This window comes from Streptomyces sp. RLB3-17 (genome assembly GCF_007113425.2).
GTDB lineage: Bacteria > Actinomycetota > Actinomycetes > Streptomycetales > Streptomycetaceae > Streptomyces > Streptomyces mirabilis_D.
In genome coordinates this window covers 10,698,744-10,724,022 of the sequence record NZ_CP041610.2, presented here as the reverse complement: position 1 = coordinate 10,724,022, position 25,279 = coordinate 10,698,744, and the positions used below count along the sequence as shown (strand labels likewise).

Genomic DNA, 25,279 nt, shown 5'->3' with positions numbered 1-25,279 from the left:
CCTCCCGACACACCTCTTGTCGCCGCCCCGGCGCCGACCTAGACTCCCCTCTGAACTGAAGTTGGTTCAGTAAGTGTCTCGTGCCACGGACGGGAGCAGACCGCATGCTGGATTCGCTCGGCGGCAAGACCGCCCTCGTCACCGGCGCGGGCCAGGGCATCGGGCGGGCCATCGCCGTGGAGATGGCCCGCCAGGGGGCGTCGGCGGTGGCCGTCGCCGACCGGAACGCGCAGGACCACGACCGCGCCGTCGACTCGCTCTCCGAGGAGGTCTGGGACGCGGTCTACCAGGTCAATCTCAAGGCCGCTTGGCAGACGACCAAGTTCGCGGCGCCGTATCTGCGCCGCTCACCGCGCGGCCCCGCCATCGTCAACGCCGTCGATCTCTCCCCGGTGCGCTGCAACTGCTTCTGCCCCGGTGTGATCGACACGCCTCTGGCGCGGGGTCACTTCGCCGCGGGCGAGGACCGGGACGCGCGCGAACGGAAGATGACCGCACCGCAGTTGGTGGACCGGCCGGGGCGCCCGGAGGAGGTGGCGCGGCTGGCCTGCTTCCTGGCGTCCGACAGCGCGGCGTTCATCACGGGTGCCGCGTATGTGATCGACGGCGGCGCGCTCGCCTGGCGCGGCGTCAAGGGCTGACGACGGAAGCGGGAGTGGTCGCGATGGAAGCGAGACTGGCCGGGAGGGCGGCGCTGGTGACCGGCGCCACCGGAGGCATCGGCGAGGCGGTCGTCCGGCGACTGGCGGCCGAGGGCGCCGCGGTCGTGGTGACCGATCTGGACGCCGACCGCTGCGAGAAGCTCGCCGAGGAGGTCGGGGGCGGCGCCCTGGGCCTGGCTCTGGACGTCTCGGACGAGTCCGCCTGGCAGGAGGTCGTCACCAGGGCGACGGCCGCGCTCGGCGGACTGGCCGTACTGGTCAACAACGCGGGGATCGCCGCGATGGGCACCGTGGAGACGGAGACCAAGGAGACCTGGGACCAGGTGCTCGCGGTCACCCAGACCGGCGTCTGGCTCGGCATGAAGCACGGCGGCGCGGCCATCGAACGCTCCGGGGGCGGCTCCGTCGTCAACGTCGCGTCGATCTTCGGCACGGTGGGCGGGTTCGGCGCCCAGTTCTCGTACCACGCGGCCAAGGGCGCGGTCCGTCTGATGACCAAGAACGCCGCGCTGCACTGGGCGCGGCGGGGCGTACGTGTCAACTCGCTGCACCCCGGGTTCATCGAGACACCCCGCTCCCGTGAACTGTGGCGCGGTACGCCCCGGTTGACCGCGATGCTCGACGGCACCCCGCTCGGCCGGCTCGGCACACCCGACGAGGTGGCGGCCGCGGTCGCGTTCCTCGCCTCCGACGACGCGAGCTTCATGACGGGTTCGGAGCTGTACGTCGACGGAGGCTGGACGGCGCGCTGAGCGGGCCGGAGGCCAGGGCTACGACATCACGGCGGCGGTGTAGCGCAGGACGCCCTCGGTCTCCGTGCGCGCGACCCGGCCGCGGGCCACCAGCACATCCAGGTGTGCGGCCGTCTCGTTCACGGCGAGCATCTGGTTGAAGGCGCCGAGGTCCGCGAAGGGCAGCTGCCTCCGGGTCCACCCCAGCTCCTGGGCCACCGTGTAGGCCGCGAGCGTGCGGTCGCCGAGGACGGCCAGGGCCTGGGCGAGTCGGTCGTCGTGGTGGTCGAGCAGCTCACCGACGCGCGTGTGGACGCTGGGGCCGACCGGGCCGTGGGCGGGCAGGAGCCGGGCGTCGGCGAGGGTGGTCAGGAGGCGCAGCGAGTCGAGGTAGTCGCCCAACGGCAGCGCGGTGGAGCCGAGTTCGAACCCGATGGACGGGGTGATGTGCGGCAGCACATGGTCCCCGGAGAAGAGCAGCCCGCGCGCCTCGTCGAGGTAGACGACATGTCCCCGGGTGTGTCCCGGCGTCGGGACGACCCGCAACCGCGTGTCGGCGAAGCGGAGTTCCTCGTCCTCCAGCCAGCGGTCCGGGGCCTCCCACACGCTCGGGTCGAAGCCTCCGTGGTCCATCGCGGCCACCCGCTCGGCGAGTTCGTGGGCCCCCGCCCGGCGCAACGTGTGCAGCGAGCCGGACGGCCGGTCCGTGCCCGTCTCCCCGAGCAGTTCCAGGCTGCGTCGCTCGCCCGAGCCGAGGTGGACCCGGGAGCCGAGCAGCCTGCGCAGTTCGACGGCCTGCGTGTAGTGGTCCCGGTGGATGTGGGTGACCAGGACATCACTGATCTCGCCGAGGTCGTGGCCGATGGTGGCCAGCGCGTCCTCCAGCGCCTTGCGGGACTCGGGGATCGACCATCCCCCGTCGATCAGGACCAGCCCCTCCGTCAGCCCTTCCAGCGCGTACACGTTGACGGCCCGCAGCCCGTCGTCCGGCAGCGGAAGCGGGATGCGGTGAACGCCGGCTCGTACGGTCTCGGCTCCGGCGTCCGCCCAACGGCCTCGGTCGAAGCGGGCGGTGTGAGCCGTGGGGGTGGTCATGCATCTCCTTGCCGGTGCTGTTCGTGATCCGGTTGTCCGTGCCGTTCCTGGTCCGGTCGTCCGTGCCGTTCGTGATCCGCTTGCCGATGTGGTTCGCGATCCGTGAGCCGGTGTGGTTCCTGATGCGCGTCGAGCCGCGCGTGCAGTTCGTGGGCGAGTCTGCGGGCCGCGGACCGCTCGAGCTTGCCGACGGTGGTCTGCGGCAACTCATCGACGGAGAAGGCGAATTCGGGCCACTTGGCCTTGGACAGGCCGGTGCGGGCGAGGTGTTCGGTGATCTCGTCCAGTCCGATGGCGGCGCCGCCCCCGGTGTCGTCTCCGTCTCCGTGCGTCCCGGCCTCCGCCTCCGCCTCCGCCACGACGAGAACGGCGGCGCGTTCGCCGAGCAGCGGGTCCGGTACGGGTGCCACGCAGACCCGGGCGACTCCCGGATGGCTGGCGACGGCACGCTCGATCTCCGTGACGTCGAGATTGCGGCCGCCGCGGATGATGACGTCCTTCTCCCGGCCCATCACGGTGACCGTGCCGTCGTCGCCGGTCATGAGCAGATCGCCGGTGGGGAAGAAGCCGTCAGGGGTCAGGACCGGCGACTCGACCTTGCCGTCGTGGGCGTAACCGAGGAAGAGCGAGGGCCCCCGGACCTGGGCGCGCCCGGTGCGCCCCGGCCCCAGCGCGGTGCCGTCGGCGTCCACGGCGCGCAGTTCGGTGCCGGGGAACGGGCGGCCGTCGCGGCCCAGCCTGATCTCCTCGGGGTCGTCGGGCCGCGGCGAAGTGTGCCCGAGGCACTCGGACATGCCGAAGACCCGCAGGATCCGGGTGCCGAGGGAACGTTCGGCGCGGGCGAGAGCCCCGCGGTCCATGGGGCCGCCGCCGACCGTGATCGAGCGGACCCCTTCGAGGACGCGTGATCCGGCCGCCGCGGAGCCCATCTGGAGGGCCATCGTCGGGACGCACATGGTCCACCGGACGTCGTGGGCGGCCATCCGCGCGAGCGCCTGTTCGCGGTCCCAGCGGCCGCTCAGCACGAGCGGCCCGCCGAGCATGAGGGCGAGGCAGACCCCGAAACAGTAGGCGGCGGTCGAGGAGAGCGGGACGACGGCGGCCACCGCGTCCCCGTCGCGCAGCCCGTTGACATCGATGGTGCACGTGCACGCGTACCGCAGCGCGCTCTCGGACTGGACGACCCCCTTGGGGCGCCCGGTGGAGCCGGAGGTGAGGCCGATGAGGGTGCCGCCCGACCAGCGGGAGACGTCTCGTGGGCCCCGGCCGGCGAGGACCGTCCAGCCGTCCAGCGCCTCCGCGGGCCGTGCGCCGGGCAGGGGCGGGGTGCCGCTGCCCGGCGCGTGCCACTCGTCGAGGGCGGAAGGGTCGGCGATCACCGCGTCGGGACGGATGTCCTCCAGGGCGGCGGCGAACTCCGCCCGGGTCGTGTGCCGGTTGACGAGGGCCAGGACCCCGCCGGTCATCCCGGCGGCGAGGGTCGCCGTGACGGTGCGCCAGGAGTTGTCGGCCTGCAGCAGCACCGTCCCGCCCGGCGTTCCGTCCGGTGTCATCGCCTCGGCCAGCTCGGCCGCGCGGTCCAGGAGGTCGCGCGCGGTGTGCCGGCCGTGGTCGTCGACGACGGCCGTGAAGTCGGCGTGCTCGGCCCGCTCGTAGAACTCCCGTACTGTCTGTCGCATCCGCTTCCCCGCCTTTTCGCGAAGGGTGGTGGAGCCCCGTTGTCCGGCCCGTGTTCGGCCCGCGGACGGCGGGCGGGGCGTGCTCATCCCGCGTACATCTCCCGCTCGTCGCCCATGAGGGCGATACGGCGTCCCCGCATGTCGCCGACCTGGGCGACGGCGGCCGCCCACTCGGGGCTGTCGAGGGCCTTGCGCAGGTCCTCGGGGGTGTCGAAACCGAGGACGGAGAGGCCGTCCCAGCCTTCCGAACGCGGTTCGAGCGCCGCGTCGAGGTCGGTGTGCCGCCAGGACCTCAGTCCGGGCAGCCGGCGGGTGAGTTCGGCGTGCTCGCCGCGCCACCAGTCGATGAACCGCTCATGGGTCCAGTCGGGCGGCCGGGCGGCCAGCAGGACGAGGTTGTACATCGCGCCCTCCTCAGGTGAACAACACTGCGGGCGAACGCCCGATGAGCAACCGCCGCACCCGGCCCGAGCCGTCGAGCCGCGCGGAGGCCACGAAGCTCGCCTCCGGCTCGCCGAGGCGCCGTACCTCTCCGAGGAACAGCTCGTCCCCGCCGACGGTGCTCGCGGCCAGCACATGGTGGGTGCGGACGCCCACCTCGCGCTGGTCGAGGTAGCCCTCCAGCTCGAGCCGGCCGCCGTGGAAGTCGGTGGCGCCGTCGCCGCCGGTGGAGAAGAGGATGGAGAACGAGAAGTCCTCGCTGATCATGTCGAGGATCCGGTCGGCGTCGGCGCTGTCGAGGATCGCGAACCAGGTGGTCAGGAAAGAGGCGGTGGACTGTGTGGTCATGGCCGGTCCACGAGGTCGAAGTCGGTGGTGAAGAAGGACTGGTAGCGCGCCATCAACCCGTCGGGCGACAGCCGCACGGCGGAGAGGAACGCGCCGGTGGTGACGCCCTTCTCGACCACGAAGCCGTACGCCGTCTCTACGTCGCCGTCGGCCGCGTACCGGCTGATCTCGTGCGTGCGGTCCACCGCCTCGCGTCCGGCGATGTACGCGGCGAAGTCCTCGCGGGACTCCCCCGTTCGCTGCCCGCCGGGCAGGGCGATGAGGAATCGGAAGCCGGGTTCGAGGAGTTCCAGGACCTTGTCCGGTTCCTGGCTGTCCATTCTGGCCATGTAGTCGCGAAGCACCATTGCTGTTCGCTCTCCCTCAGCGCCGAGAAACAACCTGAGTTCAGTTCAGTTTGACTCTAATCCGGATGTCCCGACCCCGACAAGGGGCGGGACGCACCCGGAGTTCCGGAACTATCCGGCGACCATGCGCACCACGCACTCCTCGATCATCTCGCTGATCTCGGTGAGCGGGATCGCCCCGGTAGGGCGGTACCAGCGCCAGACACTGACGATCATGCCGAGGACGGCGAGGCCGAGGGTGTGCGCGTCCCGGACCGGGAAGGCGCCCTTCGCCATGCCGCGCATCAGCAGGTTCGTCCAGTCCCGCTCGACCATCTGCACGAGCTGCCGGGCCGCGACGCGCTCGGTCTCCTCGCGCTTGGACTTGCGCGGATTGGCGAGCAGGGACATGTTGGCCTGCAGGATGCGCATCTGGCGAATCTCCTGCTCACTGACCGCGAAGGCCGAGCGAACCGCCGCGCGCAGCTCCTCGACGGGATCCCCAGCGTCGGCCGTCGCCTCCGTGAACATGTCGTGGGAGCGCTGGAGTTCCAGGCGCATGATGGTGAGCAGGCAGTGGGCCTTGGACTCGAAGTAGTGGTACAGGGCGGTCTGCCCGATCCCGACCCGGTCGGCGACCTCGGACCACTTCGTGCTCTCGTAGCCGTCCTCCCCGAACCGCTCCACGGCGGCCACGAGAATGGCCGCGCGCTTGGACCTGGGCCCCTCCTCCGGATCCACGATCCGTGCCCTCGCCATCGTCTCTCCCTCTGCTCCACGACCGCTGTCGATCGCCGCCCGGTACCGATCACCGCTCGGGATCGATCACTGCTCGGTGTCGATCACCGCTCGGTCGTCCGAGAGTAGACCCTAGTTCAGCTCGGGTCACCGTGGTCGCCGTGGTCGCCGTGGCCACCGAACGGCGGGTGGACGAAGTCCGGTCGGCGCTTGGCGACGAAGGCGCTGACACCTTCGCGGCCCTCCGCCGAGACGGCGGCGGCGGCCAGCGCGCGGGCCTCGGCGTCCAGATGCTCGTCGAAGGAGGCCGACAGAGCCCCGGAGACCAGTCGTCGTGTCACGCCGTACGCCCCCGTCGCCCCGCGTGCCAGCGCCCTCGCGGCCGCCGCGGCCTGAGCCGCGAGGCGCTCCGGTGCGACGACCCTGGCGACCAGTCCCATCGCGAGCGCCTCGGCGGCCGTGATCCGGCGGTTGGTCAGCAACAGGTCCCGTGCCCGCCCGGGGCCCACGAGCCGCGGCAGCGACCAGGTGACCCCGGCGTCGGGCGAGTACCCGATCCCGGTGTAGGCCGCCGTGAAACCGGCGTCGGACGCGGCGAAGGCGAGGTCGGCGGCGGCCGTCAGCCCCAGTCCGGCCCCGGCGACAGCCCCCTGCACGGCCACCACCAGCGGCGCGTCGAGTCCGGCGAGGATCCGCAGCGCGCCGTGCAGGGCGTCGGTGACGTCCGTGAGATGCCCGGCAAGACGGTCCCCGGGCACCGCCGCGAACTCCCTCAGGTCGCCGCCGACGCAGAAGGACCGGCCCCGCCCGGTGAGCAGCACCGCGCGGGCCCGCGCGGTCTCGCAACTCCGGGCGGCGTCCAGCAGTCCCCGGGCCATCGCGAGGTCGATGGCGTTGCCGTCCCCGCGGCACAACTCCACGTGGGCCACCGCGTCGCCGTCGACCTCCGTCGTGACCCTCATCGTGCCGTCCACCCGCCGTCCACGGTCAGCACCTGCCCGGTGCAGTACGAGGAGGCGTCCGAGGCCAGGAAGAGCAGTGCGCCGTCCAGTTCTCCCGCTCCGCCGCCCCGGCCGAGCATCGTGCCGCGCTCGACCCAGCGCCGGGACCGCTCGTCGGCGAACAGCCCTTCGGTCATCTCGGAGCGGAACCATCCCGGGGCGAGCGCGTTGACCCGTGTCCCCGATCCGCCCCACTGTCCGGCCAGTTCGCGGGTGAGTCCGACGAGCCCGGCCTTGGAGGCGGCGTAAGCCGCACCCCCCAGCGGGGCGCCGGAGACGAGCCCGAGGACGGACGACACGTTCACGACCGATTTCGTACGGGCGGACGGAGCCTGGGCCAGCAGCCGGGCCAGGTGGAAGGGAGCGACGAGATTGACGTCGAGGACGTGGGCGAAGTCCTCCGGGCTCTCGTCCTCGGCGCGTACGGACCCGGGTGTGCCCGCGTTGTTGACCAGCACGTCGAAGCCGCCGCCGTGCTCCAGGACGGTCTCGACCAGGCGCACCCGGTCCGCGTCCCGGGAGACGTCACAGACGACCGGGCGGATACGGGGATCGCCGCCGGCCAGTTCCTCGAGCCGGTCCGGGCGGCGCGCCGCGGCGAACACGGTGGCACCGGCCGCGGCCAGCACGGCGGCGAACCGGGCGCCAAGACCCGAGGAGGCGCCGGTCACCACGGCGGTCCTGCCGTGCAGCGAGAACAGGTCCGTGGCCGGGTCCGGAGCGGCCGTGGTGGTCATGCCTCCACTCCGATCGGCAGCGCGGTCGCCCCGCCGTCCAGGACCAGTGTCTGTCCGGTCATCCACGCCGACGCGTCCGAGGCGAGGAACAGCGCCGCGTTGGCCACGTCCTCCACCGTGCCGAGCCTGCGCAGCGGCAGCCTCGCGGTGAGGATCGGTTCCCTCGGCTCCCAGACGGCCCTGGCCAGCTCGGTCTTGATCAGCCCGGGCGCGATCGCGTTCACCCGGACGCGCGGCCCGAGTTCGTACGCGAGCTGCCGGGTCATGTGCAGCATCGCCGCCTTGGTGGCGTTGTACCAGCCGATGTGCGGGTCGACGACCAGTCCGCCGACGGACGCGATGTTGACCACCGTTCCGCCGTGCTCGCTCATCCACGCCCGCCAGGCGCAGCGGGTCCAGGCGATCATGCCGTACTGGTTGACCCGGACGGTCTTCTCCGCGCGCGCCAGGTCGAGATCGAGCAGGTCGCCCATGTACGGGTTGGTGGCCGCGTTGTTGACCATGACGTCGAACCGTCCGAGGCGGGCCATGGTCTCCGCGACGCACCGCTCGGCCTGCTCGGGCTCCCCCGCGTTCGCGACCAGCTCGTGGACCTCGCCGTCGCCCTTGACGCGCAACAACTCCGTGCGGGCCGCTGCGAGTCCGTCCGCCTTGCGGGCGGCGATCACCACATGGGCGCCCGCCTCACGACAGGCCTTGGCGATGCCCAGGCCGATCCCTCGGGAGCCCCCGGTGATCACGGCGACCCTGCCGTCCAGTGCGCGTGCGCTCATGCCGACTCCTCGGGATACTTGGCCAGTTCACGGCGGGCGACCGTGCGCAGATGCACTTCGTCGGGCCCGTCCGCGATCCGCAGCGCCCGGGTGATGGCGTACAGCCGGGCGAGTACGGTGTCGTCGCTGACCCCGGCCGCGCCGTGGGCCTGAACCGCGCGGTCGACCACCCGGTGGGCGACCTCCAGGGCGGCCACCTTGATGGCGGCGACCTCGGTACGGGCGGCGGAGTTGCCCGAGGTGTCCATCAGCCAGGCCGACTTGAGGACGAGCAGCCGCAGTTGCTCGATCTCGATGCGGCTGCGGGCGATCCACTCGCGTACGACGCCCTGTTCGGCGAGCGTGCCGCCGAAGGCGGTACGGGTCAGGGTCCGGCGGCACATCAGCTCCAGCGCCCGTTCGGCGAACCCGACCGCGCGCATGGCGTAGTGCATGCGCCCGGGCCCCAGCCGCCCCTGAGCCAGGGCGAATCCCTCCCCTTCGCCGCCGAGGAGCGACGACACCGGTACCCGTACGTCCTCGAAGAGCACGTCGCCGTGGCCGCAGCGGTCGGTGTAGCCGAACATCGGCAGATCGCGCAGGACGGTGATGCCCGGGGTGTCGCGTGGAATCAGCAGCATGCTCTGCTGCCGGTAGGAGGGCGCGTCCGGGTCGGTGACGCCCATCAGGATGATCAGCCGGCAGTCCGGGTCGAGGATTCCGGAGGTGTACCACTTGTGGCCGTTGACGACATAGGCGTCTCCTTCGCGGGTGATCCGGGTACGGATGTTGCGCGCGTCGGAGCTGGCGACCTCCGGCTCGGTCATGGCGAAGCACGACCGGATCTCGGCCGCGAGGAGGGGGCGCAGCCAGCGGTCCTGCTGTTCGGGGGTGCCGAACAGGGCGAGCAGTTCCATGTTGCCGGTGTCGGGGGCGGAGCAGTTGAAGACCTCGGGGCCGATGACCGAACGTCCGGCCAGCTCGGCGAGCGGCGCGTACTCCAGGTTGGTGAGCCCTGCGCCCCATGCGCCGTGGGCGAGGAAGAGGTTCCACAGGCCTTCGGCCCGCGCCTTCTCCTTCAACTCGCGCATGACCGGGGGTAGTTCGTGCGGGTTGTCGGCCTCGGCGAGCTGCCGCTCGTAGACGGCCTCGGCGGGCACGACGTACTCCTTCATGAACGCGGCCATGCGCGTGCGGAGTTCGTCGGTCCGCGGGGGGAGTCCGAAATCCATGGTGGCGCTCCTTCAGGACCGTGGGGCGAGGATGTCGCGTGCCGTGCGGATCATCGCCGCGATGGTCGGCGGCAGCCGCTCCTGGTCGGGGTCGTGGTACTTGCCCTCACGGTGTCTGCGCAGGTTGTGACCCATGATCGCGGCCATTTTGGTGCGGGCCAGGGCGCGGAACCAGTCGAAGGCGGGGGGTACGGCGCGGCCGTCGAGATAGCGGGCGAGCAGTTCGTCCTCGGTGGGCAGGCCCGGTACGGGACGGCCGAGCCGGGGGAAGTTCCGGTGGTCGGCGAAGAGGAGGAACCAGCCGAGGTCGATGCGGGGATCGCCCACACCCCAGATCTCCCAGTCGACGACCGCGGACGGACGCTCGCCCCGGCAGAGCACGTTGCCGAGTCGGAAGTCGCCGTGGATCAGCACGGGCGGCAGGCTCTCGGGGATCCCGGCGGCGAGGAGGCCCAGTACCTCCTCGGCACCCGGCCGCAGTGGGGCCGGTACGGCACGCATGGTCCGCGCCCAACGCTCCAGCTCGGCCGCCGGATCCAGGGGTTCGGCGCCGTCGACGTGCGTGCGGTGCAGGTCGCGCAGGACACCGGCCAGCGCCAGCATCCGTGTGCGGCACAGCCCCGGGTCCAGGCGGTGCTCGTCGAGGACGGGCTCGATCGCCTCTCCGGTCACGAACTCCATGGCGAACCAGGCCGGTTCGCGCTCGTCGACGGCGAAGACCTCCGGCACGGGCACCGGCGATCCGACGAGGGCGCGCAGGATCCGGGCCTGGCGCAGTACGTCGTTGCGCCCGACGGGCCGCTGCCCCTCAGGCACGGCTTTGACGACGTACGCCCCGGTGCCCGCGGTGATCGAGTAGGTGAGTCCCGAGTGGCCGCCGGGCAGGGTGCGCAGATCACCGAAGGGCTCGTTCGGGTGCCGGGCGGCGAGCCCGGTGCGGACCCGGGCGGCGAGTCGTGTCACCTCGGTCGCGGTGATCAACGCCCCACTCCCTTCGGTTCCTTGGGCAGTCCCAGCACGCGTTCGGCCAGGATGTTCCGCTGGATCTCGTCGCTGCCGCCCGCGATGCGATAGCCGGGTGCGCCGAGCAGGTGCTCGGTCCAGGCGAAGGTGCCCCACTCCCCCGTGTCGGCGGCGAGGCGCGGTCCGAGGAGCTGTTGGACGAGGTCGGTGGTGGCGCGCAGGGTGGCGGTGGCGTGGAGCTTGCCGACCGAGGCTTCGGCGCCGGGTTCGCGTCCGGCTGCCAGCGCCGCTGTGACCCGCAGGCCGATGAGCCGCTGGACCAGGCTACGGACGAACAGGTCGGCGGACCGCTGCTGTTCGCCGGCGGTCAGCGGGCGGGGCAGGTGCCGGGCGAGGTCGAGGGCCCGGTCGGCGTTGTCCAGGCCGAGGCCGCCGGAGTCGAGGCGTTCGGCGGCGAGGACGGTCAGCGTCACCCGCCAGCCCTCGCCGACCGGGCCGAGCCGGTCGGTGTCCGGCACGAACACGTCGTCCAGATAGACCTCGTTGAAGCTGGAGCCGCCGGTCATCTGTCGGATGGGCCGCACGACCACGCCCGGCGCGTCCATCCGGACCAGGAAGACGGTGATGCCTGCGTGTTTGGGCGCGTCCAGGTCGCTGCGGCAGACGGCCACTCCCCAGGTGGCGACGCGGGCCCCGGAGGTCCAGATCTTGTGACCGCTCAGGATCCAGCCGTCGTCCTGACGGACGGCCCGGGTGCGGACGGCGGCGAGGTCGGAGCCGGCTTCGGTCTCGGAGAAGAGCTGGCAGGCGAGTTCGTCGGTGCGGAGCATGGGCCGCAGCCAGCGCCTCCGCTGTTCCTCGGTGCCCCAGATCCGGATCGCCGGGGCCACGAGTTGCTGGGTGACCGGGAAGACCTCGGTGCGCCGGGGCACGTCGAAGCGGGATTCCTCGGCACGGTACAACTGCTCGTAGTAGGGCGGCAGTTCGCGCCCCCCGTGCTCCGGTGGCCAGTCCAGCGCGCCCCAGCCGTGGTCGAAGCGGGTGCGTTCCCAGTCCCGTATCCGGTCGGTGTGTTCGCGTTCCTCCGCCTCACTCCAGTTCTCGAAGACGGCCACCGAGTCGTCGCCACGGCCCCACTCCCGGCGGTCGGCGCGCGCCGCCGCCACACCGGTCAGCCATTGCCGGGCCGCGGCACGGAACTCTTCGGGCTCCGGGATACCGCTCATGGTCCTCCTTCCGGACGGGGTCTCAGCGGGTCAGTACGGTGCAGGCGCTGACGCCCGGCGCCCCGTACACATGGGTGAAGCCTGTCGACGGGCGGTCCGGCAGCTGTCGTTCGCCCGCACGGCCGCGCAGTTGTTGGACGATCTCGTGGACCTGCCGCAGGCCCGAGGCGCCGATGGGTTCGCCGTTGGCGATGCAGCCGCCGTCGGTGTTGACCGGCAGGGCACCGCCGGGTGCGGTCGCGCCTTCGGGGATCAGCCGCTCCTGCTCGCCGTGCTCGCAGAACCCGCACTCGGCCAGGTGCATCACCTCGGCACCGCTCTCGGTGTCCTGGAGCTGGCACACGTCGATGTCCGACGGTCCCAGCCCGGCTTCCTCGAAGGCGAGTCGCGCGGCGTCGGCGCTGACACTGGTCGGGGTGCCGACGGGCGCCCAGGGGCTGAACACCTCGAAGGAGCCGAACCGCCGGGTGCGGACGACGGCCGCCCGCAGCGTGACCGGGGTCGCCTCCAGTTCACGGGCGACCGCGCGGCTGCACAGGACGAGCGCCACGGCGCCCTGGCCGGGCGAGCAGAACATGTACCGGGTCAGCGGGTCGTTGACCATGCCGGAGGCCAGGATCTCGTCGGCGTCGAGCGGTGTGCGCCGCCAGGCGTGGGGGGTGCGGGCCCCGTTGGCGTACGCCTTCTCCGCGACCAGGGCCAGGGTCCGGGCGGTGACCCCGTGGTCGTGCATGTACCGCTGGATCTTCATGGCGAAGAACTGGGTGGTGACCATCAGCCCGTCGCGTCCGTAAGCCTCGTCGAGCCCCCAGTCGGCGGGCCGCGGATCGAAGGCGCCGCGCGGGTGCTTGTCGAAGCCGACGGCGAGGGTCACGTCCGCCGCCCCGGAACGGATCGCGTTGACCGCCGAGACCAGGGCGCTGCCGCCGGTCGCACAGCCGTTGCGGACGTTGACGAACGGCACTCCGGTCAGGCCGAGTTCGGCCACCAGCGTGTCGGCGTTGCCGGCCGCGTCGCTGCCGCCGTACGCCGCCCGCACACGGGTCCAGGGCAGTCCCGCGTCGGCCAGGGCGGCCCGCACGGCCCGCACGGCGAGCTGCCGGCCGCTCGCCTCCGTGCGGGCGAAGGAGGTGATTCCGGCACCGCACACGAGCACCTCTTCGGTCGTCATACGGCGACTCCCCTGGCCCGTGGGACGCCGTCCGCCGCCGCGACGGCCACCGGCATGCCGATCTTCAGGTCCTCGGCGCGCAGGTCGAGCACGGCCAACACGCGTACTCCTTCCGGAAGTTCGACGTAGCCGACGGCAAACGGCTCGAACCCGGCGGCGGGCTGGACGTACGGCGGCGACTTGGGCGCATGGTGCTGCACGGTCCACGTCCACAGCGTGCCCGTACCGGAGAGGACGACCGGCTCGGCCGGTCCGCCGCAGCGCGGGCACGACGGGTCGGCGGGGTGGACGGCCACCGCGCAGTCGGCGCACCGGGAGCCGCGCAGCGGGCCCCCGGCCTCCGGCAGGGGGCTCAGCGCCCCTTCCACTGCGGCTCCCGCTTCTCCAGGAACGCCGACACGCCCTCCGCCGCGTCCTCGGAGTTGAGCATCACACCGACCGCGAGGTGCTCCATGACCATCAGCGACTGGATGTCGGCATCCAGGCTCCGGTCGATGGTCATCTTGGTGATCCACATGGTGAACGGGCTCTTGTCGACGAGCTGGTCGGCGAACTCCTCGACCCTCGCGTCCAGCTTGTCGGCCGGCGCCGAGGAGTTGATGAGACCGAACTCGGCGGCCTCGACCCCGGTCAGGAGCTTTCCGGTGAGCATCAGCTCCTTCGTCTTGCGGACGCCGATCATGCGCGGCACCCGGTAGATCGGCCCGGCCCCGCCGAACAGGGCGCGGCGGATGTGGAAGTCGCCGATCAGGGCGTCGTCCGCGGCGATCGCGAAGTCGCAGGAGATCATCAACTCGAAGCCGCCCGCCGTGACATGGCCTTCGAGGACCGCGATCGACGGGGTCTTCATCGAGTACAGCCGGTCACAGACCTTCGCCGACTTCACGGCCACGTCGATCGCGTTGGACCTCCCGACGAAGTCGGCCTTGAGGCTGTCCAGGTCGAACCCGGAGCAGAAGGTGTTGCCCCGGCCCCGCAGCACCAGTACGCGCAGCTCGGGGTCGGCGTCGACCTCGGTGATGATCTCGTCCAGCCGATCGAGGATCGGCACCGTCACGCAGTTCTTCTTGTGCGGCCGGTTCAGCCAGACCCGTGCCACGTGGCCGTCCCGCTCGAACTGGATCTCGTCTTCGACTGCCATGAGCTCCTCCAAACTGAACTGAATTCAGATTGATTCTGTGGGCGTTGGATGCCCCTGTCAATGGACGGGGAAGCGATTCCCGAAACGGTCCGGCGCTCAGTCCGTACGGCTCGAACAGTCCGTACGGCTCGCTCCGTTCGCACGGCTCGCTCCGTTCGTACGGCCGGTGAGGCCCAGCAGCCCGGCCAGCCGCAGACGATGGTCGTCGGCGGTGCCGAACAGCGCCTCGTCGGCGCGGGCCCGGCGCACATAGAGATGGGCGGGGTGCTCCCACGTGAAGCCGATCCCTCCGTGGAGCTGCACGTATTCCGCCGTCGCCAGCCGATAGGCGCCGGAGCAGGCCACGGCCGCCGAACTCGCCGCCACCGGCAACTCCGCACGTCCGCCCGCGAGGCAGGCCGTCGCGTACGCCGAGGCGGACCGCGCTCCTTCGAGGTCGACCAGGAGGTCGGCGAGCCGGTGCTTGACCACCTGAAAGGACCCGATGGGCCGCCCGAACTGGGTTCGATGCCTGACGTACTCGAGGACGGCGTCCAGCGCGTGCGCCGATCCGCCCACATGCTCGGCGGCCAGCGCCACCCACCCCGCGTCCAGGACCGCCGCCACGGTCGCGGCGGCCTGTTCGGCCTCACCGACCGGCTCGGCGGGCGCGCCCCGGAACCGTACGAGCGCCTGCCGGCGCGTGGGATCGAGGACGCGCCGGGCCATCCGCTCACAGGTCCCGGAACCGACACCCGGCCCGGTCCCGGTCCTGGTTCCAGTCCCAGTCCTAGCCCCGGTCCTAGTCCCAGCCCCGATTCCAGTCCCGGTACCGTGGTCCGGTTCGCAGGCGAACAGCCGCGTACCGTCCGGCGCTTCGGCCGCGACCAGGATCAGATCGGCCCCCTCCCCGTCGAGTACGAAGTCGGCCTCGCCGCGCAGCACCCAGCCACCGGCGCCCCGCTCGGCGGTCACGTGCGCCGCCTGCGGGAATCCGGCCACCGTCGCGGTGAGCGAGCCGTCCGCGATACCCGGCAGCCAGCGCTGACAGGCCTGCCGGTCACCGCTTCGCAGGAGCGCGTGCCCGGCCAGTACGACGGTCGGCAGCAGCGGCGCCGGGCACAGCACGCGCCCGGTCTCCTCCAGAGCCACGGCGAGTTCGGCGAAGGTGTAGCCGGCGCCACCGAACTCCTCCGGGACGGCGAGCGCCTGCACCCCGATCTCGCCCGCGAGCCGTTCCCACAGCAGTCGGTCGTGACCGCGGGGCCCCGCCACCTGCTTGCGGACCTCTTCGGGTCCGCAGGTCTCCTTCAGCAGTTCTCGCAGCACCTCGCGGAGTTGGCGCCGCTCCTCACTCTCCAGCAGCAGCGTCGGATCGGTGTCGAGCCGGAACATACGAGCCTCCCTAAACGGTGAAGCGTCCGCCGTTGGCGAGCAGCACCGCGCCGACGAGATTGGCCGCCGCGTCGCCGGCCAGGAACAGCGCGACGTCCGCGATCTCCTCGGGTGTCGCGTAGGGGCGTACACGCGGGTCGGCGAAGCCCCGGCGCAGCGCCTCGGGCGTCCGGGCGGCCATCCCCGTCTCGGTCGGCCCGGGTGCCACCGTGTTGACGCGGATTCCGAACGCGATCGCCTCCTTGGCGACGGACTGACTCAGCGCGTGCGCTCCGGCCTTGGACGCCGCGTAGTGCGGATAGCCGGCCTGGGTGTCGAAGGCCGAGGAGGAGCCGACGGTGACGACCGCACCGGAACGGTTCGGCACCATCGTCCGCAGTGCGGCGCGCAGGACATGGAAGGTGCCGTCGAGATTGACCCGCATGACGCGCCGCCATGCGGCCTCGCCGAGCCGCGTGGTCACCTCGGGCGGCCGGTCGGTCAGCAGGGCTTCGGCGATCCACTGCTTCGCCCCGGGGTCGTCGACTCCGGCGGCGTGCACCACGACGTCCAGGCGTCCGTACTCGCGCACGGCCTCGTCGAAGACCCGGTCGACCTGCCCGCCGTCCCCCACGTCCACGGTCACCGGCCGCGCCCCGGGCAGTTCCTTCGTGACCGCCCGGGCCGCGGCGGCGTCGATGTCCGCCACCAGGACCACGGCGCCCTGCTTGGCGAGCCGCCGGGCGACCGCGGCGCCGATACCGGAGCCCGCGCCGGTCACCAGCGCGACCCTGCCCGTGAAGTCTTCGTGTGCCGGGCCCTCGCCGTCCATGAGATCCACCGCCCCACTCGGTTGCCGTGCCCGGTTGTCACACTCGGCCACCGGACCAGTTACTGAACTGACTTCATTTTTGCTAGCCTCTCACGTATGTCAACAGGCGGCACGAGAGCGATCCGACTGACGCGATGGGGCGGCCCACCGGTGCTCACCGAGGTGGCACGGCCGACACCCCGCGGCGAAGAGGTCCTGGTGCGGGTCGAGGCGGCCGGGCTGTGCCGCTCCGACCTCCATGTCCTGGACGCGGCACCGAACTCCCTGCCGTACCGGACGCCGTTCACCCTCGGGCACGAGGTCGCGGGCCGCGTGGCCGCACGCGGCCCCGAGGCCTTCGGCCCTGCGATCGGCGAGCGCGTGGTCGTCTACGGCCCCTGGGGCTGCGGGCGTTGCGCACGCTGCTCGGTCGGGGCGGACAACCACTGCGACGAGCGCCCCGCCCTGGACGCGGCCCGCGCCGGTACGGGGGCGGGGCTCGGGCGCGACGGCGGAATGGCCGACCACCTGCTCGTACCGTCCGGGCGGCTACTGGTTCCGGTGGGCGAACTGGACCCCGTGCAGGCCGCGCCCCTGTCCGACGCCGGACTCACCTCGTACCACGCCGTGGTCGGCGTCCGTCCGGCGCTCGGGGAGGGAGCGAGCGCGGTCGTCCTCGGGGTCGGCGGGCTGGGGCACCTGGCGGTACGGATCCTGCGCGCCACCACGTCCGCGTACGTCCTCGCCGTGGACGTACGCGAAGAGTCACTCGCCCTGGCCGCCACGTGCGGTGCGCACTTCGGCACGCTCCTGGGACCACGCACGGCGGAGGTCCTGCGCCGGCACGTCGGCGGCACCGGGGCGGACGCCGTGCTGGACTTCGTCGGCAGCCGGTCCAGCCTGGAGCTCGCAACCGGCGTCCTGCGCGCGGGAGGAGAGTTGGCCGTCGTGGGGAGCGGCGGCGGGGAGCTGACCGTCCGCAAGTCCGGCGCGCTCCCTCCGGGGCTGCGGATCTCGCTGCCCTTCTGGGGGACGCGGCCGGAACTGGAGGAGGTCGTGGACCTGGCGCGCGAGGGGGTTTTGACGGTGGAGACAGAGCAATTCCCGCTGTCGGGAGCGCTGGAGGCGATCGACAGGCTCCGCTCCGGCGACCTGCGCGGGCGCGCGGTGCTGGTACCCGACTGAGCCCGACGCCGGACGGCCCTCGACGCCGCCATCACCCCTCACCCTCAGCCTCGCCCCCGCCATCACCCCCACCCTCGGCCGAGCACGGCCGCAATCATCTGCCGTCCGGACCCTCGACTACAGAAGTGAGTTCAATTAGGGTCTGGTTCCACGCAACGACGCGACAAGGCGGTGGGCCGCTGTGCACGCTCGAAAAGTGGATCTGCTGGTGATCGGTGGCGGGATGGCCGGCCTCTCGGCCGCCGCCAAGGTGGCGCACGAGGGCGGCTCCGTCGTCCTGGTGGATCGGGCGGAGCGCCCCGGAGGCTCGGCGCGCCTCGCCGGTTTCGTCTGGACGGCCCCCACCCTCGACGCGTTGCGCCGGGTCGACCCGGACGGCGATCCGGAGCTCGCGCGGGCACTGTTGGAAGGGTTCGCCGAGGGGGTGGCCTGGATCGGCTCGCTCGGTGTGGAGTGCCGCCCGCCCGTCCCCGTACTCGGCTTCGGCCGGGGACACCAGATCGACACCAACCACTATCTCGACACCTGCGAGCGGCTGGTCCGCGACCGGGGCGGGGAAGTACTGACAGGCACCGAAACCCGCACGCTGGTGACGGAGGACGGCGTGGTCAAGGGTGCGGAGTGCGTGCTGCCGGACGGATCCGTGCGCCGGATCGACGCCGCCTGGACCCTGCTCGCGACCGGCGGCTTCCAGGGTGACCCGGTGCTGCGCGCCGAACACATCCACGACCAGGCCCGCGCCATCGCACTGCGCGCCAACCCGCACAGCCGGGGCGGCGGGCTCGCGCTCGGCCTCGCCGCGGGGGCGGCGTTCGGCAAGAAGGACGCGGGGTTCTACGGACACCTGATGCCGGCGGGCGTATCCCTGTCCGACCCGGCGCGCTTCGTCGACCTCGCCCTCTACTACAGCGAACACGCCCTGCTCTTCGACCTCACGGGCGAGCGATTCGTCGACGAGACCGTCGGGGACCACCTGACCGCCATGGCGCTCCTGGAACGACCGGGGGCCCAGGGGCTGTTGGTCGCCGACGCGCGGGTGCACAGGGAGTGGATCTCGGCCTCGTACGTGGAGGGGATCCCGGGCGTGGACAAGTTCCAGTTGTGCCACCGCGCCGGTGCCCGGAGCGCGGTCGCGGAGAGCCTGGAGGAGTTCGCCTGGATGCCCGAGGAATGGGGGTATCCGGGCGCCAGGATCCGGGACCGCGTCGAGGAGTTCAACTCCGTCGTGCGCGGGGGCGGCGAGACGGTCCCCGGACGACTGCTCGACCGGCAGCCGCTCGACGAGCCGCCCTTCTACGTGATCGAGGCCGCCCCCGCGATCACGTTCGCCTTCGGCGGTCTGCTGATCGACGCCGAGGCGCACGCCCTGTCCGCGGACGGGCGACGGACGGTCCCGGGCCTGCTGGTGGCCGGGGCGGACGCGGGCGGACTGTACCGGCGCGCCTACGCCGGTGGCCTCGCCCCGGCGCTGGTGTTCGGCCTCGCGGCCGCTCGGACCGCGCTCGGCCCAGACGGTGAAACGCACTCCGACAAATCCGGTGCAGCGGTCTTGCCCGACCGCCATCCGCGTGTCTAGCCTACCGAATTGAGTTCAATTTACCTAAGCGGTTCGTGGCGCGAACCCGCTTCCTGAAGAGGGAGGGACTGTGAGTCAGTTCCTGCTTGTCCTGGTCAGCGGTGTGGCCGGCGGAGCCGTGTACGGGCTCATCGGACTCGGGCTGGTCATCATCTACCGGGCCACCGACGTCGTGAACTTCGCGATGGCCTCCCTGGCGACCCTGGGCCTGTACGTGGCGGTCTCGCTCCGGGACCGCGGTGTGGCCACGGTGCTCGGCGTGCTGGCGGCGATCACGATCACCGTCGCGGCGGGCCTGCTGGTCCGCGAAACGGTGATCAGGCCGCTCGGCCAGGGGCAGTTGTTCTCGGCGCTCGTCCTGACGATGGGCGTCTCACTGGTGGCCGAGAGCGCGGCCGGTTCGATCTGGGGAGACCAGCCGAAGGCCTTCCCCAGCCTGGTCGAGGGAACGGTGCGCTGGTCGGGTGCGGCGCTGCCGGCCCAGAGCCTGCTGACGATCGCCGTGGCCGCCGTGGCGATGGCACTGGTCGGCTATCTGTTCGGACGGACCACCCTCGGCTCGGCCATGCGTGCCGTGGCCGAGAGCGCGGACACCGCGCGGGTCGTCGGGCTGGGCGCTCAACGCCTCGCGCGGATCGCCTGGGCCCTCGGCCTCGGCCTCGCCGCGCTCGGCGCCTGTCTGTACGCGCCGCGGGCCGGACTGGTGCCCACCATGCTCAGCGCACCGCTCTTCCGCGCCTTCGCCGGGATCTTCCTGGGGGGCCTGACGAGCATGTACGGGGCTGTCATCGGCGGACTGACCGTCGGCGTGCTGGACAACCTGGCGGCGAACTACGTCTCCGCCAGTCTCCGGGACACGTTCGTGTTCTCGTTCACTGTTCTGGTGCTGCTCGTCCGACCACAGGGCATGTTCGGCACCCGCACCTTCCAACGGGTCTGAGGGATCTGAAGGATCTGAGGAGTCGCATCCATGGTCTTCAACCGTTCCGTCCTGGCGAAGGCGGCACTCGGGCCGGCTGCCGGCGCGGTGCTCATGGCCTTCATGGCGTCCGGTGCGATCCCGGCGTACCAGATGTATTCGGTGGCGCTCGCGGCCGTCTACTCGATCGTGGTGCTGTCGGTCGGCCTGCTGGCCGGATGGTCGGGCATCTGGTCGGTGGGGCATCCGGCGTTCTTCGCCATCGGCGCCTACTTCGCCGCCTACGGCAGCGGTCACGACTGGCCGCTGGAGGCGGTGATGCTCGGGGCGGTCGCCACCGGCGCCGTCCTCGGCACCTTCCTCGGCTACGCGGGCGCCCGGTTCTCGACGCTCTACATCGCCCTGCTGACCCTCGCGTTCACGATGGTGTCACTGGAACTGATCAACCGCTGGAGCAGCGTGACCGGCGGTGACCAGGGAGCGCCGGTGCTGCAACTGCGCAGCGTCCTTGGCCTCGGCACCCTCGCGGGCGGCGGCACCGAACCGCAGTACCTCGCGGTGGGGGCTGCCGCCGTGGTGCTCGCGCTGGCCGTGCCCGCGGCGGCCTCGGGACTGCGGATGCGGCTGGTCGCCGCCAAGTCGCATCCGCTGGCGGCCCGTACGATCGGGATCGCGCCCGAGGCACAGTCGGCCCTGGCCTTCGCGGCGAGTGCCGCGTGCACCAGCTTCGCGGGCGTGCTGCTCGGTCTGATCACCGGCTTCGTCAGCCCCGACCCGTTCTCGCTCGGCTTCGGCATCGCGCTCGTCGCGGCCTGCGTCCTCGGCGGGGTGGGGACCGTCCTCGGTGCGGTGGCCGGTGGTGCCTACCTGACCTGGAACCCCTCGCTCTCGTCCGCCGTCGGGCTGCCGCAGCCGGTCGTGCAGGGCCTCGTACTGATCGGTGTGCTCCTCTTCCTTCCCGGAGGGGCCGTGCCCTTCCTGGCGCGGCCCGCGCGGGCCCTGCTCCGGCGTGCCCTGCCCCGGCGCGAGGAACGGCGGCAGGCAGCGGCGCTTCCTCTCGGCAGTCCCTCGGCCGACCTTCCCGTCGACACCCCGCCACCGGCGCGGACCGCCGGCGCGGACTCCCCGGCACTGCTGCGGCTGGAGCATCTGTCCGTCGCGTACGGCGGACTGAAGGCCCTGGAAGACGCCTCGTTGTCGGTGCGCCAGGGCGAGATCCTGGCCGTCATCGGACCCAACGGGGCGGGCAAGACGACCCTGTTGAACGTCCTGTCCGGGCTCACCGGCAACGGCCGGGTCCACGGCAGCGCCGACTTCGCGGGCAGGCCGCTGCTGAGGACCAGGGCGACCGCACGGCGTCGGCTCGGCATCGGCCGCACGTTCCAGCACGCGGAGGTCTTCTCCGAACTCACCGTCGCCGAGAACGTGTTGTGCACCCGGCGCCGGATCACGGCCGGGCACCGGGCCTCCGTCGCGCGGCTGCTCGACGCCATCGGTCTCGCCGACGTGGCGGACCGCCGCCCGGCCGAGCTCCCGTTCGGTCTGCAAAAGCGCCTCGACCTCGCCCGCGCGATGGCCGAGGAGCCGAGACTGCTGGTGCTGGACGAGCCGTTCGGAGGCCTGGACGCAGGCGAACGGGCGCTGCTGGCCGACCACATCAGGCGGCTGCAGGCCCGCGGCACCGCCGTCGTGGTCATCGACCACGTGCTGGACGACCTCTTCTCCGTCGCCCACCGGGTGCTCGCCTTCGACTTCGGCCGCACGATCGGCGAGGGCACACCGGACACCGTGCTGGAGGTTCCCGAGGTGCGTTCGTCGTACCTGGGTACGGTCGGCGGCAAGGCGGAACTGCCCGAGCGGGTCGGCGAGCGGTCGGTGATCCGGCTCCGCGGGGTCGGTCACACCTACGGCGGCGTGGTCGCGCTGCGGGATGTCGACCTGGACGTCCGGGAAGGAGTCGTGCTCGGCGTCACGGGCGCCAACGGCGCGGGCAAGAGCACGCTCGCCGGTGTCCTGCACGGCTCGTTGCACCCCGCGCGGGGCAGCAGGGTGACGGACATCGGCGGGGGCGGGACCGCCCGCACCAGCCTGGCTCCCGAGGGGCGGGCCCTGTTCAAGACGCTCTCGCTGCGGGAGAACCTGGAGGTCGCGGCGTACGCGGCCGGCATCACCGGAGCGCCGCTGCGCGAGCGCCTCGAGGAGACGACCGAGTGGCTGCCGCCCCGGCTGCGCGACCGGATGTCCACCTCCGCCGCCGCGCTGTCGGGAGGCGAGCAGCAGATGCTCGCCATCGCCCGCGCGCTGATCGTCGGGCCGGACGTCCTGATCGTGGACGAACCGGCGCTCGGTCTGGCTCCCGCGCTGGTCGACGAGGTCTACGACCGGCTGGTCCGGCTGGCCCACGACGGACTGACGGTCGTGCTGCTGGAACAACTGCTCAGCCGGGCGATGTCCGTGTGCCACGAGGTGGTCGTGCTGCACGAGGGCGTCGTCGCCGCCCAGGGAAGGCCCGGCGACCCGTCGTTCGCCGTCCTGGCCGAGGCGGCGTATTTCAGCGGGTCCCGGGAGACCGCCGCGACCGCCACCTAGCAACTGCCGGAACTTCCGCCGTACCTGTCAAAGCTTCCGCCGCACCTGTCGAAGCTTGCGCTGCGACCGCCGGAACTTCCGCTCACTGTGACCGAACCGAACTCAGGTTGAGAATGAGGTGGAGCCGTGCTCCGGAGAACCAGTAGATTCCGCCGCACCGCCGGGGCCGTCGCCGTCCTGGCCGCCGTGGCGCTCACCGCAGGCGCGTGTGCGGGGCAGGACTCCGCCGAGGCCGGCAGCGGCCAGCAGTCGTCCATCAGGATCGGCGCGTGGATACCGCTCACGGGGGCCGTCGCCGCCTACGGCGTGCCGCAGAAGGCGGGCGCCGACGCCTACTTCAAGATGCTCAACGCCCAGGGCGGGATCAACGGCCGCAAGGTCGACTGGACCGTCAAGGACAACGCCTTCGACCCGCAGCAGACCGTGCAGATCGCGCGCCAGCTGATCGGCCAGGACAAGGTCGTGGCCATCGTCAACGCCAACGGAACGGCTCAGGCCGAGGCGGCCTTCCCGTTCGTCCTGACGCAGTCGAAGGTGCCGATCGTCGATGAGCAGGGGGGCTCCGAGTCCTGGTACAAGCCGCCGCGCCCCGGGCTCTTCGGTACGCAGACCCTGTACGAGGACCAGGCTGCCGCGGTCGCCGCCTGGGCGGTCCAGGACGGCGCGAAGAAGATCCTCGTCGTCCACAGTGACCCGGCCGCGTTCGTCAACGTGGCCAAGCAGGTGGAGCCCGTCGCGAAGAAGGTGGACCCGTCGGTGGTGGTCGACCGGCTGGCGGTCAAGTTCCAGACGACGGACTACACGCCGGTGGTCAGCAAGGTGAAGGCCGAGAAGCCGGACGCGGTGATCCTGATCCTCACCTCGCCCGAGGCGGCGGCCTACCTCAAGGAGGCCAGGCTCCAGGGGCTGGCGCAGGCCACGTACGGCTATGCGCCCGTGGCCGCGGAGTCGACGATCGCCCTGGCCAAGAACGCCGCCGAGGGACTCAAGGCCGTACAGCTGGTCAAGGCCCCCTCCGACACCGAACCCGCCGTGCAGGAGTTCAGGACCGCGATGGCCAGGTACGAGCCCGGCCAGGACGCCGGATTCCTCGCGCTGTGGGGGTGGAGCAACGCCAAGGTGTTCGCGCAGATCGTGAAGACCATCAAGGGCCCCGTCACCTCGGCCGCGATCACCGAGGCGTACGAGAAGGCCACCGCGGTGGATCCCGGCGTCTCGCCCGTGATGCGGTTCGGCGCGAACGATCACCTCGGGACCCGGAGCGTGCAGCGCGTGGTCGTGAAGAAGGGGGTCTGGGTCTCCAGCGGCGACTTCTACACACCTCCGGCGCGCGACTGAGTCCCGTACGGCGGGCGGGGGCGCCACCTCGACGCGGTGCCCGCCTCGTGGGCGAGGTCGGGCCCCGCCGCACAGGTGGAGGATCAAGCCAGGTCGACGCGCGTCAATGGCCCTTGGCAGCCGGTCTTCGCTGGGAGAGCCACAGGGCGACCGCCTCCGAGATGGGTTGGCCGGTCTCCAGTTCGATGAAGCCGAACTGCCCGCCCTGGTTGCCCTCGAGGAACCACCAGACGCCGTCCTCGTCCTCGGCGAAGTCGAAGGCGGCGTACGCGAGTCCGGTGAACGCGGTGTACTCCTGGACCGAGCGGGAGATGCGGCCGGGCACCGGGGTGGGCTCCCAGCCGTGTCCGGTCTCGCCGAAGCGCCCGTCGACCTGCCCGGCCTCGGCGACCTTCCGTGCGGCGAACAGTTGGTTGCCGATACAGGTGAGCCGGATGTCGGCCCGCTTGGGGATGTACTGCTGAAGCAGCGCGGGACCGGCCGCGACGCCGGAGAAGTCCGCGTCGGGGCCGATCAGTGTGGTCGGCAGGGCCACCGGGGGTTCGCCTGGCGGCGGCCCCGAGGCGGACTTCACCACCACCTGCCGGTACTCCTCCACGAACTGCTGGGCCACCCGGGGAGCGGTGGTGATCACGGTCGGTGGGACCGCGAAGCCACTGCTGTGGGCGACCCGCAGCTGCCAGGGTTTGTGCCGGGCCTGCTCGGCCCGGCGCGGGTGGTTCATCCAGCGGGTGGAGGCGGAGTAGAGCATGCCGAACAGGGCCTGCTTGGTCTCCGCGGTGAGCCACGGCGAGGGCTCCGCCGCGTGCGCCGCGGGTTCACCCGGACGGCGTACCCACACGGAACGCAGGCCACCCATGCTGAGCACATGGCCGTTGACCGAGAGGTAGCCGTCGAAGTCGCCGTGCGCGTAGTCCGCGGACAGCACCGCCTTGCCCGGCAGGTCGGCCGGGTCCAGGCGCACCATGGGCACGCCCTGTTCGTGCAGCCTGGCCACGACCATGTCGGCGGTGACGTCCTGCTCCGCCGTGAGAATGAGTACCGTCATGTGAGTGAGGGGCCGTCAGTCGTCGAAGTGCGTCTGGGAACCGGCGGTGGAGGTGGTCGTGCCGGTGGCCATGAGGAGGGCGTGGTCGCTGACGGCCGGGCGGCCGTCCGGCAGCACGTTCAGTTGCAGGGACACGTCGAAGTGGTACGGGGGTATTGCGGCCGAATGCCCTGTGGGCAAGGCGTAGTTGAGGGTGAACGGTCGCACAAAAGTTCCT

Annotated in this window: 26 protein-coding genes; 7 read left to right on the top strand and 19 right to left on the bottom strand. The window is 71.8% G+C overall.

What is annotated here, in order from left to right:
• Nucleotides 1-104 precede the first annotated feature (104 nt).
• Together FNV62_RS57730 and FNV62_RS48325 are read left to right on the top strand one after the other, a co-directional pair.
• Entirely contained in the window at nt 105-641 is a 537-nt protein-coding gene (locus tag FNV62_RS57730; protein ID WP_143629770.1) for an SDR family NAD(P)-dependent oxidoreductase, read from the top strand.
• 23 nt (nt 642-664) lie between these two features.
• Nucleotides 665-1,414, top strand: coding sequence for an SDR family NAD(P)-dependent oxidoreductase (locus FNV62_RS48325; protein ID WP_097289461.1), 750 nt, complete (start codon nt 665-667; stop codon nt 1,412-1,414).
• An 18-nt stretch (nt 1,415-1,432) separates the two neighbouring features.
• Here FNV62_RS48325 and FNV62_RS48320 read toward each other — a convergent pair whose 3' ends face one another.
• The 17 genes from FNV62_RS48320 to FNV62_RS48240 form a co-directional block, all read right to left on the bottom strand.
• Nucleotides 1,433-2,488 (bottom strand): MBL fold metallo-hydrolase, encoded by a 1,056-nt coding sequence (locus tag FNV62_RS48320; protein ID WP_143604408.1) that lies wholly within the window; start codon nt 2,486-2,488, stop codon nt 1,433-1,435.
• On the bottom strand, nt 2,485-4,167 hold the full coding sequence (locus FNV62_RS48315; protein ID WP_143604407.1) for a class I adenylate-forming enzyme family protein: 1,683 nt from the start codon (nt 4,165-4,167) through the stop codon (nt 2,485-2,487). Before FNV62_RS48315 ends, FNV62_RS48320 begins: the two co-directional genes overlap by 4 nt.
• 83 nt (nt 4,168-4,250) lie before the next feature.
• A complete protein-coding gene (locus FNV62_RS48310; protein WP_143604406.1) occupies nt 4,251-4,571 on the bottom strand; it encodes an EthD family reductase in 321 nt (106 codons plus the stop codon).
• 10 nt (nt 4,572-4,581) lie between these two features.
• Nucleotides 4,582-4,956, bottom strand: a complete 375-nt coding sequence (locus FNV62_RS48305; protein ID WP_143604405.1) for a hypothetical protein — start codon at nt 4,954-4,956, stop codon at nt 4,582-4,584.
• Complete coding sequence (locus FNV62_RS48300) at nt 4,953-5,303, bottom strand: nuclear transport factor 2 family protein (RefSeq protein WP_097288038.1); 351 nt, start codon at nt 5,301-5,303, stop codon at nt 4,953-4,955. The genes FNV62_RS48305 and FNV62_RS48300 overlap by 4 nt, the downstream gene beginning before the upstream one ends.
• A 111-nt stretch (nt 5,304-5,414) precedes the next feature.
• A complete protein-coding gene (locus FNV62_RS48295) occupies nt 5,415-6,041 on the bottom strand; it encodes a TetR/AcrR family transcriptional regulator (protein WP_097288037.1) in 627 nt (208 codons plus the stop codon).
• 116 nt (nt 6,042-6,157) lie between these two features.
• On the bottom strand, nt 6,158-6,982 hold the full coding sequence (locus FNV62_RS48290; RefSeq protein WP_143604404.1) for an enoyl-CoA hydratase-related protein: 825 nt from the start codon (nt 6,980-6,982) through the stop codon (nt 6,158-6,160).
• Nucleotides 6,979-7,758, bottom strand: a complete 780-nt coding sequence (locus tag FNV62_RS48285; protein WP_143604403.1) for an SDR family NAD(P)-dependent oxidoreductase — start codon at nt 7,756-7,758, stop codon at nt 6,979-6,981. The genes FNV62_RS48290 and FNV62_RS48285 overlap by 4 nt, the downstream gene beginning before the upstream one ends.
• Complete coding sequence (locus tag FNV62_RS48280) at nt 7,755-8,531, bottom strand: SDR family oxidoreductase (RefSeq protein WP_097288035.1); 777 nt, start codon at nt 8,529-8,531, stop codon at nt 7,755-7,757. Before FNV62_RS48280 ends, FNV62_RS48285 begins: the two co-directional genes overlap by 4 nt.
• Entirely contained in the window at nt 8,528-9,742 is a 1,215-nt protein-coding gene (locus FNV62_RS48275; protein WP_143629769.1) for an acyl-CoA dehydrogenase family protein, read from the bottom strand. The genes FNV62_RS48280 and FNV62_RS48275 overlap by 4 nt, the downstream gene beginning before the upstream one ends.
• A 12-nt stretch (nt 9,743-9,754) precedes the next feature.
• Entirely contained in the window at nt 9,755-10,723 is a 969-nt protein-coding gene (locus tag FNV62_RS48270) for a phosphotransferase family protein (RefSeq protein ID WP_143629767.1), read from the bottom strand.
• On the bottom strand, nt 10,720-11,931 hold the full coding sequence (locus FNV62_RS48265) for an acyl-CoA dehydrogenase family protein (RefSeq protein WP_143629765.1): 1,212 nt from the start codon (nt 11,929-11,931) through the stop codon (nt 10,720-10,722). The genes FNV62_RS48270 and FNV62_RS48265 overlap by 4 nt, the downstream gene beginning before the upstream one ends.
• 22 nt (nt 11,932-11,953) lie before the next feature.
• The gene (locus FNV62_RS48260) at nt 11,954-13,102 is read right to left on the bottom strand and encodes a thiolase family protein (RefSeq protein ID WP_143629763.1); all 1,149 of its coding nucleotides are present in this window, start codon (nt 13,100-13,102) and stop codon (nt 11,954-11,956) included.
• A complete protein-coding gene (locus tag FNV62_RS48255) occupies nt 13,099-13,470 on the bottom strand; it encodes a Zn-ribbon domain-containing OB-fold protein (protein WP_143610463.1) in 372 nt (123 codons plus the stop codon). The genes FNV62_RS48260 and FNV62_RS48255 overlap by 4 nt, the downstream gene beginning before the upstream one ends.
• Nucleotides 13,455-14,243: an enoyl-CoA hydratase/isomerase family protein gene (locus tag FNV62_RS48250; protein ID WP_143629761.1), complete on the bottom strand. Its 789-nt coding sequence runs from the start codon at nt 14,241-14,243 to the stop codon at nt 13,455-13,457. Before FNV62_RS48250 ends, FNV62_RS48255 begins: the two co-directional genes overlap by 16 nt.
• 96 nt (nt 14,244-14,339) lie before the next feature.
• Complete coding sequence (locus FNV62_RS48245; protein WP_143629759.1) at nt 14,340-15,617, bottom strand: acyl-CoA dehydrogenase family protein; 1,278 nt, start codon at nt 15,615-15,617, stop codon at nt 14,340-14,342.
• 10 nt (nt 15,618-15,627) lie between these two features.
• Complete coding sequence (locus FNV62_RS48240; protein WP_097288028.1) at nt 15,628-16,428, bottom strand: SDR family NAD(P)-dependent oxidoreductase; 801 nt, start codon at nt 16,426-16,428, stop codon at nt 15,628-15,630.
• 96 nt (nt 16,429-16,524) lie between these two features.
• Between FNV62_RS48240 and FNV62_RS48235 the strand changes: the two genes are divergently transcribed.
• The 5 genes from FNV62_RS48235 (at nt 16,525) to FNV62_RS48215 (ending at nt 24,014) form a co-directional block, all read left to right on the top strand.
• Nucleotides 16,525-17,592, top strand: coding sequence for an NAD(P)-dependent alcohol dehydrogenase (locus FNV62_RS48235; RefSeq protein WP_143604396.1), 1,068 nt, complete (start codon nt 16,525-16,527; stop codon nt 17,590-17,592).
• Between the two features lie 196 nt (nt 17,593-17,788).
• The gene (locus FNV62_RS48230) at nt 17,789-19,168 is read left to right on the top strand and encodes an FAD-dependent oxidoreductase (RefSeq protein ID WP_225900658.1); all 1,380 of its coding nucleotides are present in this window, start codon (nt 17,789-17,791) and stop codon (nt 19,166-19,168) included.
• Nucleotides 19,169-19,238: 70 nt separating this feature from the next.
• Nucleotides 19,239-20,108: a branched-chain amino acid ABC transporter permease gene (locus FNV62_RS48225; protein ID WP_143604394.1), complete on the top strand. Its 870-nt coding sequence runs from the start codon at nt 19,239-19,241 to the stop codon at nt 20,106-20,108.
• 30 nt (nt 20,109-20,138) lie between these two features.
• The gene (locus tag FNV62_RS48220) at nt 20,139-22,676 is read left to right on the top strand and encodes an ATP-binding cassette domain-containing protein (RefSeq protein ID WP_144316234.1); all 2,538 of its coding nucleotides are present in this window, start codon (nt 20,139-20,141) and stop codon (nt 22,674-22,676) included.
• Between the two features lie 126 nt (nt 22,677-22,802).
• Entirely contained in the window at nt 22,803-24,014 is a 1,212-nt protein-coding gene (locus FNV62_RS48215) for an ABC transporter substrate-binding protein (RefSeq protein WP_143629755.1), read from the top strand.
• A 103-nt stretch (nt 24,015-24,117) separates the two neighbouring features.
• On the opposite strand, the gene tgmB is transcribed toward FNV62_RS48215, so the two are convergent.
• Complete coding sequence (gene tgmB, locus FNV62_RS48210) at nt 24,118-25,062, bottom strand: ATP-grasp ribosomal peptide maturase (protein ID WP_060896219.1); 945 nt, start codon at nt 25,060-25,062, stop codon at nt 24,118-24,120.
• A 15-nt stretch (nt 25,063-25,077) separates the two neighbouring features.
• Nucleotides 25,078-25,269: a putative ATP-grasp-modified RiPP gene (tgmA, locus tag FNV62_RS48205; protein WP_060896220.1), complete on the bottom strand. Its 192-nt coding sequence runs from the start codon at nt 25,267-25,269 to the stop codon at nt 25,078-25,080.
• Nucleotides 25,270-25,279 lie beyond the last annotated feature (10 nt).

Bases quoted from the DNA above. Each gene is read 5' to 3' on its own strand.
- FNV62_RS57730 (WP_143629770.1), top strand. From the start codon at position 105: ATGCTGGATTCGCTCGGCGGCAAGACCGCCCTCGTCACCGGCGCGGGC.
- FNV62_RS48325 (WP_097289461.1), top strand. From the start codon at position 665: ATGGAAGCGAGACTGGCCGGGAGGGCGGCGCTGGTGACCGGCGCCACC.
- FNV62_RS48320 (WP_143604408.1), bottom strand. From the start codon at position 2,488: ATGACCACCCCCACGGCTCACACCGCCCGCTTCGACCGAGGCCGTTGG.
- FNV62_RS48315 (WP_143604407.1), bottom strand. From the start codon at position 4,167: ATGCGACAGACAGTACGGGAGTTCTACGAGCGGGCCGAGCACGCCGAC.
- FNV62_RS48310 (WP_143604406.1), bottom strand. From the start codon at position 4,571: ATGTACAACCTCGTCCTGCTGGCCGCCCGGCCGCCCGACTGGACCCAT.
- FNV62_RS48305 (WP_143604405.1), bottom strand. From the start codon at position 4,956: ATGACCACACAGTCCACCGCCTCTTTCCTGACCACCTGGTTCGCGATC.
- FNV62_RS48300 (WP_097288038.1), bottom strand. From the start codon at position 5,303: ATGGTGCTTCGCGACTACATGGCCAGAATGGACAGCCAGGAACCGGAC.
- FNV62_RS48295 (WP_097288037.1), bottom strand. From the start codon at position 6,041: ATGGCGAGGGCACGGATCGTGGATCCGGAGGAGGGGCCCAGGTCCAAG.
- FNV62_RS48290 (WP_143604404.1), bottom strand. From the start codon at position 6,982: ATGAGGGTCACGACGGAGGTCGACGGCGACGCGGTGGCCCACGTGGAG.
- FNV62_RS48285 (WP_143604403.1), bottom strand. From the start codon at position 7,758: ATGACCACCACGGCCGCTCCGGACCCGGCCACGGACCTGTTCTCGCTG.
- FNV62_RS48280 (WP_097288035.1), bottom strand. From the start codon at position 8,531: ATGAGCGCACGCGCACTGGACGGCAGGGTCGCCGTGATCACCGGGGGC.
- FNV62_RS48275 (WP_143629769.1), bottom strand. From the start codon at position 9,742: ATGGATTTCGGACTCCCCCCGCGGACCGACGAACTCCGCACGCGCATG.
- FNV62_RS48265 (WP_143629765.1), bottom strand. From the start codon at position 11,931: ATGAGCGGTATCCCGGAGCCCGAAGAGTTCCGTGCCGCGGCCCGGCAA.
- FNV62_RS48260 (WP_143629763.1), bottom strand. From the start codon at position 13,102: ATGACGACCGAAGAGGTGCTCGTGTGCGGTGCCGGAATCACCTCCTTC.
- FNV62_RS48250 (WP_143629761.1), bottom strand. From the start codon at position 14,243: ATGGCAGTCGAAGACGAGATCCAGTTCGAGCGGGACGGCCACGTGGCA.
- FNV62_RS48245 (WP_143629759.1), bottom strand. From the start codon at position 15,617: ATGTTCCGGCTCGACACCGATCCGACGCTGCTGCTGGAGAGTGAGGAG.
- FNV62_RS48240 (WP_097288028.1), bottom strand. From the start codon at position 16,428: ATGGACGGCGAGGGCCCGGCACACGAAGACTTCACGGGCAGGGTCGCG.
- FNV62_RS48235 (WP_143604396.1), top strand. From the start codon at position 16,525: ATGTCAACAGGCGGCACGAGAGCGATCCGACTGACGCGATGGGGCGGC.
- FNV62_RS48220 (WP_144316234.1), top strand. From the start codon at position 20,139: ATGGTCTTCAACCGTTCCGTCCTGGCGAAGGCGGCACTCGGGCCGGCT.
- tgmB (WP_060896219.1), bottom strand. From the start codon at position 25,062: ATGACGGTACTCATTCTCACGGCGGAGCAGGACGTCACCGCCGACATG.